The organism is Desulfobacter latus (assembly GCF_013389365.1).
Classification (GTDB): domain Bacteria; phylum Desulfobacterota; class Desulfobacteria; order Desulfobacterales; family Desulfobacteraceae; genus Desulfobacter; species Desulfobacter latus.
This window is the reverse complement of the sequence record NZ_JACADJ010000110.1, coordinates 1-7641: the sequence shown is the minus strand read 5'-3', so window position 1 is coordinate 7641 and position 7641 is coordinate 1. Positions and strand designations below refer to the sequence as shown.

Sequence of the window (7641 nt, the reverse complement as noted above, 5' to 3'; positions counted from 1 at the left end):
ATGGATGCTTTATGGAGGTTGGATGCGCTGGGGAAGTTGGATATCTATAAATTTTGTCGTCTGTTTTTTATTGTATTCCATAGTCACAACTGTTTTTAGCAGGACAGAATCTGTTGGACGGTGACTTCATGGAATTCGGATCCGACAGTTACCTGACCCCGATTGAAATTCAGCGGACCCTATATGCCAAAATTACGTGGCAGTTTTAAAATGATGCGCAGAAAAGTGGTCTCCAAGCTCGTAGTCGTTTTCTTGGTTCTATCTTTTATGGCCGGCGGGGTAGCCGCGCAGGATTGGACCGCACGTCTGAGCGTGTCGGAATATAAACTTCGAGCGGCCTACCTCTATAATTTCAGCAAATTCATCCGTTGGCCGGACTCTGCATTTGCCAGTAAAGACGCCGCATTTGTCATCGGATTTTTTGGGGAGGATGCACCCATGGAAATTGCAGGGTTATTGACTTCAAGGGCCATCGGCTCCCGTCCCATTCACGTAAGGCAGTATCGAATTGGAGAGCACATGGATGGCTGTCACATGCTTTACCTACAATCGAACCAGGAATGGAAGCCTGTTCTCAAGACACTGAAATCCTCAAGGATAATTACGGTGGGGGATGCCCCATCCTTTGCGGACGACGGCGGTGCCATACAATTGCTCACCATACGGAACCGGCTGCGGTTCATTATCAATTTGAAAGCCCCAGGATTCGCCGGCGTGGATCTTGATTCCCGACTCTTGTCCCTGGCCCTGGAAATAAAGGATTAAAGGAAGCATGCATATTTGGTTGAACAAATTGTCCATTAGAAATAAACTTAATCTTGTAATTTTAAGCACATGTTTTGCCGTGCTGTTTCTGACCTTTCTGATTGTATTTGCCACCCAATGGTTCCTTTACAGGCGCAACGCGATTGAAGAACTCGGCAGTCTGGCCCGGATCGTGGGGGATAACAGCGCTGCCGCCCTGATGTTTGAAGATCGTCAGGTATTGGGTAAAAGCCTTGAATCCCTGGGGCAGCGATCTTCACTTTACAGGTCTGCCTTTTATAGTATCGACGGTAGCGTCATCGTGGAACTGTCATATACGATTACACCTGATGATCCCCAAGCTTTAAACATTCCCTCATTTCCCGAACATTACTTTAAAGCCAATGAAACCATGAGCTGGGTTGGAACGCATCACCTGAACATACTCCAACCCATTATCCTGGATGGGGAAAAAATTGCATTTTTATTCCTTCAGGCGGGCATGGAAGAATTGTACAATCTCCTGCTGGAGTGGGCCGGATATCTGGCCCTGGCCGCCCTTGCAGGGATAACCATCGCGTTCGTAATGGCCGCTCGTTTGCAAGGCATATTTACCGTACCTGTATACAGACTGATCCAGGCGGTCAGGCAAATCACCGAAGAAAAGGATTACAGCCTCCGGGTGGCGAGTGATACCGGTGACGAATTGGGGGTATTGGCAGCCGGATTCAACCAGATGTTGGAAAAAATCGAGAAACGGGACGCGCTGCTTGAAGATCAGGTCCGGGATAGAACTTTGAAACTCCAAAAGGCTATGAAAAAGGCCGTGGCCCTGGCTAAGGAGGCCCAGGCCGCCAATCGAAGCAAGTCCATGTTTCTGGCCAATATGAGCCATGAGATCCGGACCCCCATGAACGGGGTGCTGGGCATGGCGGAACTGCTGAAGGAAACCCCTTTGACCCGGCATCAAAAGAAACTTATAAATACCATAAAAGTGTCCGGAGATTCCTTGCTGCTCATCATCAACGATATTCTTGATTTTACCAAGATTGAAGCCGGAAAACTGGCACTTGAATCAGCGCCCTGCAATCTTGAACGTCTGGTAAGAAACACCGTGGAGATCATCTCAGGCCAGGCCGAAAGCAAGAAATTAAAACTGATTGTGGACATAGGGCGGCTTACTTATCCGTTTGTGAATGCCGATCCTTTAAGGATACGCCAGGTTATTTTAAATCTGCTCTCCAATGCCCTTAAATTTACCAATGAAGGCACAATACGGGTCCGAGTGGAAACCCTGGAGGAAAAAGATGCTCTCACGACGGTCCATTTTTCAGTTAAAGATACCGGAATCGGGATGGAAAAAGATGTCCGTGACCAATTGTTCAAACCCTTTACCCAGGCAGACGAATCCACCACCCGGGAGTTCGGAGGCACGGGACTGGGCCTTGCCATTTGCAAACAGCTGGTGGAATTGATGGGCGGCCGGATTTCATGTAAAAGCCGGTCCGGCATCGGCAGTGAGTTCATGTTTCAGCTTGAATTTGAGAAAGTATCAGAGGATAATGTGGAATCAGTTCAATTTTCAAGTGCAAGCCAATCTATGAATACGGACTCCGACGTGTACGATGGGCTCCCTAAAGCAGAGATCCTCCCGGAAAAAGCACCTCTGGTGTTGGTGGTGGAGGATAATCCCATTAATCAGGAGGTCTCTTCCGGGATTTTAAAGTGCCTTGGCTGCAGGGTGGATCTGGCTGAAAACGGCGAAATGGCGGTGGCTGCCGTGGCGGATAAATCTTACGATATAATTTTTATGGACTGCCAGATGCCGGTCATGGATGGATATGATGCCACCCGCAGAATCAGGGCCATGGGCAGCAGCACCGGGAGCGGTGACGAGTTGCCGATTATCGCACTGACAGCCCACGCCTTGGTCGGAGATCGAGTTAAATGTATTGAAGCCGGCATGGACGATCATTTGGCAAAACCCTTTGACAAATCCAAAATGGTGGCGGTTTTGAGCCGCTGGCTGCCTGAATGGCAGGACAGTGCTATGGATCACGCCCTAGAGGGAGAGGGTCATACCGACACTGAATCCGACGAAGGGGTAATTTCCATGGCAGCCCTGGATGTCATCCGTGGCATGCAGCCCCCCGGTGCGGATGATATTCTCACCAAGGTGATCAAAATATTTTTAAGGGACGCCCCTGAACGGACACAAAAAATATCCCTTGCCATGGCGGCCGGGGATATGGAATCCATCAGGGAGCATGCCCATTACATGAAATCCAGCAGCGGGAATCTTGGTGCTGTGTATCTATCCGCTTTGTATAAAGAAATGGAGGAACATACCCGGGAAACGGAGTCGTTGGATCGTTTATCCCAAATCATATCGGAAATTGAGCCGGCTCTTGACCAGGCAATGAGCCGATTAAAGGAACATATGGTGGAGACATGAATATGAATCAACACGGGGACAATGAAAATCGGAATCTTGAAGCGTCTGAAAACCCATTGATTTTGGCGGTTGACGATGACGAAGCCATCCGCATGCTCATGGAAGCCGCCTTGGACGGATATGGGTTCCGGGTGGCGGTTGTGGAAAACGGCCGTAAAGCTGTTGACGCTTTTGAAAAATTGAATCCACATGTCATTCTCATGGATGTGAACATGCCAGAAATGGATGGGTTTACGGCCTGCAAAACCATTCGTTCCCTCCCTAGTGGAACACATGTGCCTGTTTTGATGATGACGGGGCTGGAGGATGTGGAATCCATTGACCGTGCTTTTACCGCCGGGGCCACGGATTTTATCAGCAAACCCATTAACTGGGCGGTTCTCAAATATCGTATCAAATACATGCTCAGGGCCAGTGCCGCTTTTAATGACGTGATGCTGCAGCAGAAACAGATCCAGGAATTGGCCTATTATGACCACCTCACAGGTCTTGCCAACCGGACCATGTTCCGGGAAAACCTGATACGCGAAGTGGAAAACTGCGGAAAGAAAGAATTGCTTGCGGTGCTGTTCCTGGATCTTGATCGGTTCAAGCTGGTGAATGACAGTCTCGGGCACAAAGCTGGTGACACCCTGCTCCGACAGGTAGCGGAGCGGATTAAAATCTGTATCCGGCGCACTGACGCCTTGGCATGGTTAAAAGAGGATGCAAACCAGGTGATGGTTTCCCGCCAGGGTGGGGATGAGTTCACCGTACTCCTCCCGAACCTCAAAAAACCTGACAATGCCGGTCTGGTGGCTAAGCGAATAAATGAAAGTTTGTGCCGGGTGTTTTATATTGACGACCACGAAGTTTTCATCTCTTCCAGTATCGGCATCAGTCTGTTTCCCGTGGACGGCAACGATGCCGAGTCCTTGATCACCAATGCAGATTTGGCCATGTATCATGCCAAGGAAAACGGAGGAAACCGGTTTCAATTTTTCGAGCAGGCGTTGAATATTCAGGCAAAGGAACGACTGGAGTTTGAAAACGATTTAAGAAAAGCGGTAATCGGAAATGAAATTACCCTTTTTTACCAGCCCCAGGTCTCTTTGCTGGATGGCAGAATCATTGGTGCCGAAGCCTTGAGCCGGTGGTATAATCCCCGGATAGGCAATGTGTCTCCGGCCGAATTTATTCCGGCCATAGAAGAGATGGGACTGATCGTCCCTTTTACCGACTGGGTGATCCGGGAAGCCGGCCACCGGCTACTGAAATGGTATGACCAGGGGATTGAGACGGTCCGGGTAGCGGTGAATATTTCAAGCAAGCATTTTGTAGAGCAGGAGATCCCGGACAAAATCATTAGAATGCTCAAAGCGCATAACCTGCCGTCTTCATGTTTAGAGGTGGAACTCACTGAAAGTGTGATGGCCGTTCACAATTCCCAAACGCTGGACATACTTAATCGGCTTAAAGAAATCGGACTGACCATTTCAGTGGATGATTTTGGAACGGGTTACTCATCCTTGAGCTATTTGAAAATTTTTCCCGTTGATGTGGTAAAGATCGACAGATTTTTCATCAAAGACATTTTAACGGGAAAAAAAGACGAATCCATTGTTAAAGCCATGATATCCATGGCCCATAGCATGGACATGAAGGTGGTGGCCGAAGGCATTGAAACCCGGGAGCAACTTGAGCTACTGCACCGCATGGGATGCGACTACGGCCAGGGATTCCTGTTCAGCCCGGCGGTTACCCGGGATGAATTTACCGGCATGTTGAAAGCAAAACAACGGTTTTTGCCCTGATATTTTTTAAAGGCGTTATATGATGTTAAAACTTATTGTTTTTAGAAGACACCCGTTTTTTTATAGCTGCAAGCTTACTTTAACGTAAATGCTGCGTTCAATCTCAATGGGAGATGTAAACCCTTCCTGGACAAATTCAAGATGTCTGTTGTCGAAAAGATTTTCTCCTGCCAGCATGATTTCCAGATTTTCCCTTGGTGTCCATTTGATATTGACATTAAAATTCATATAGTCATCTACAAAAGCACTGATGCCTCCCCCGGATAAACTGGAAGCGTCCAGTTGATCAGTGTAATGGCCCCAGAGGTTTAAACAAAGATTTTCCCGAAGTTTAATATTTACCCGGGCATCAAACTGGTGCATAGGGGATGAACCCTCTGTTACACCAGATAGTTGGAAATTTTCATTGTTTTTATCTTCCATTGAAAGATTGATATAGGTGTAGGAGAATTCCGTGTTTATCCAATCTGCAGGCGTCCATGTTGTTGTTATTTCGATACCATGGGAATGGCCCTCCATTCCATTAACAATATAGACGGGTGAAAATGTCGATACCTGGTAATAGGATTGGAGATCCTTGTAGTCGTTGTAATAAATTGCCGTATCAATGGAGAGGTTTTTTGCAGGAATATAGCGGTAGCCGGCCTCGTAGGCGATCAATTCTTCCGAGTTAAAATCAGAATTACCCCATACGGGTCTCTCGAAAAAAACTGGAGAATATGGTGGGCCTGTGACATATGTTATCACTTTGCTGTTGTCTTCAACCCGGGAGGGGGTTCTGATGGCCCTTGCAATGGACGTCCATAGACTGTGCTTTTTTTTAGGTTTCCAAAATAGGCGAAGATTTGGCTGAATTTCAACACCTGTGTATTCGTTATGCTCAAACTTTGAGCCTATGGTAAGCCAGAGTCGATCTTTTAAAAGCGTGATTTCATCCTGGAAAAATGCACTGAAAATATTACTGGTTTGACTGTCAGGGAATAGTGTAACCTGATAGGTATTATTGTAATCGTCTTTGATTGATCGATAGCCCAATCCCCACACAATATCGTTGCAGTTTTGAAATTGGAAGCGATGCTGGAAATCAATGTCAAAAATATGGTTGGTTTGTTCCAGATATATTTCATCACGATTTGTGTAATCATAATAGGCCTGGAGGTTCCAGGATCGTTTTTCAGAAGTTTTGTGTTCCCATCGGGCAAGCAGATTGCCCCCGTTGGTATGTACCTGGTCCTTGATCCGTTTTAAATAGGGATCGTATGGTATCCAGAACATGTCCATCCACTGATTATTTTCGCCGTGGTAGATATCCCCTTGAATGGTCCATGAATTTTTTATTCCCACATCACTGTCAAGGCGGAAGCCACTGGTAGTAATTTCCCAGTCATCATCACCATCGCTTTTGTCTCCAAGGTAATTGTATGAATCCTGGGCATGGTGTTTGACATAAAAACGGCCGTAGAGGTCATTTTTAAGTTGTTTTCCATAACCAAATGATGCCGAACCACGTTCATGGTTACCTATGGTGGTGCTTACCTGTCCACCCAGCGTGTCCGAAGCCGGTTTCGTGATGATATTGATGACGCCATTAACGGCATTGGCTCCCCAGAGGGTTGCTCCCGGCCCCCTTATTACTTCAATCTGTTCAATATTTTCCAAGGGCAGGTTCAGGGTATCCCAGTAAACACCGGAATAGGCTGAGGTATAAACACTGCGACCGTCAATTTGGACAAGGAGTTTATTGGAAAAGGCGCCGTTAAATCCCCTGGAAGCGATGGCCCATTTGCTGGAAGATATCCTTGCCACCTGGAGTCCCGGAACCATCCGGAGGATTTCCGGAATGGAAGTGGCCGTGGAATTTTGGATATCTTCCTGGTCTATTACATAAACTGCGGCAGGTACATCTGAAAGATTCTGTGCCTTTCTCCCGGCAGAGGTGATCTGAATCTGCATCAGGCTTGACAAATCCATATCGAGTATATCCAGATCTTCGGCCAGGCAATATATAGGAAAAATAAATAGGAGTGCTGTAATAATTAGATATTTTTTTATAAAATGATTCATTACTGTTCAATCTTTCAAGAAAGTAGTAATTCAAGAGTATAGGAGTTTCCATTTCCCAGCACCCAGCACCCAGCACCTAACAGCCCGCCCAAAGGGCGCTAATTCAAGCAACGCATTGAAGTCGCAGCGAAACCCATCGCTAAATAATCATGGAATTCCTAATACCATGGCAACCGTCATTGCAATGAGCGAAATAGCGATTTCAAAAATAATTAATAGGATAAAAAAGCGTTTTTTGTCAAGAAAAGTATAATTGAAGTTGATGCCCACCTAAAAATAGGCTTACAACCTACATATGAGAAATATATAAGCCTACATTGCACCAAGTAATTCACTGACTCAAAAATTAAGCTTTCAACCGATTGGTAGAAAGCTGCCGGACTGGTATAAATGAAAGTTTTCTAAATGACAGACCTTTCTTGCGGGTTTTGCCTTTAAGGGCAAGGCAGGGGCGGTCTTGTCAACTACCCACCGACACCTTTGGTGATCGGTGGGCTTGTGACTTCGGTTGCAAGTCCTGTTGATTAGCCTTGAGAGCCTTCGGGCTTTCGTTCTAAAGGAATATATAGGCACCCTGGTAATATT

4 protein-coding genes are annotated in these 7641 nt (G+C 46.6%); 3 read left to right on the top strand and 1 reads right to left on the bottom strand.

Annotated features, from left to right (window positions below):
* Positions 1-183: 183 nt before the first annotated feature.
* From HXW94_RS17705 to HXW94_RS17695, 3 genes are read left to right on the top strand one after another with little or no spacing between them, the layout of a single operon-like run.
* The gene (locus tag HXW94_RS17705) at positions 184-765 is read left to right on the top strand and encodes a TOL_0243 family YfiR-like periplasmic protein (protein ID WP_178368225.1); all 582 of its coding nucleotides are present in this window, start codon (positions 184-186) and stop codon (positions 763-765) included.
* Positions 766-772: 7 nt separating this feature from the next.
* Positions 773-3199 carry an ATP-binding protein gene (locus HXW94_RS17700; protein WP_178368224.1) on the top strand — a complete coding sequence of 809 codons (2427 nt, stop codon included), beginning with the start codon at positions 773-775 and terminating at the stop codon, positions 3197-3199.
* A gap of 2 nt (positions 3200-3201) precedes the next feature.
* Positions 3202-4992, top strand: a complete 1791-nt coding sequence (locus HXW94_RS17695; protein WP_178368223.1) for a two-component system response regulator — start codon at positions 3202-3204, stop codon at positions 4990-4992.
* 60 nt (positions 4993-5052) lie between these two features.
* Here the strand turns inward: HXW94_RS17695 and HXW94_RS17690 are convergent, their stop codons facing one another.
* Positions 5053-7056: a TonB-dependent receptor plug domain-containing protein gene (locus HXW94_RS17690; RefSeq protein WP_178368222.1), complete on the bottom strand. Its 2004-nt coding sequence runs from the start codon at positions 7054-7056 to the stop codon at positions 5053-5055.
* Between the last annotated feature and the right edge of the window lie 585 nt (positions 7057-7641).

Bases quoted from the DNA above. Each gene is read 5' to 3' on its own strand.
- HXW94_RS17690 (WP_178368222.1), bottom strand. From the start codon at position 7,056: ATGAATCATTTTATAAAAAAATATCTAATTATTACAGCACTCCTATTT.
- HXW94_RS17700 (WP_178368224.1), top strand. From the start codon at position 773: ATGCATATTTGGTTGAACAAATTGTCCATTAGAAATAAACTTAATCTT.
- HXW94_RS17695 (WP_178368223.1), top strand. From the start codon at position 3,202: ATGAATCAACACGGGGACAATGAAAATCGGAATCTTGAAGCGTCTGAA.
- HXW94_RS17705 (WP_178368225.1), top strand. From the start codon at position 184: ATGCCAAAATTACGTGGCAGTTTTAAAATGATGCGCAGAAAAGTGGTC.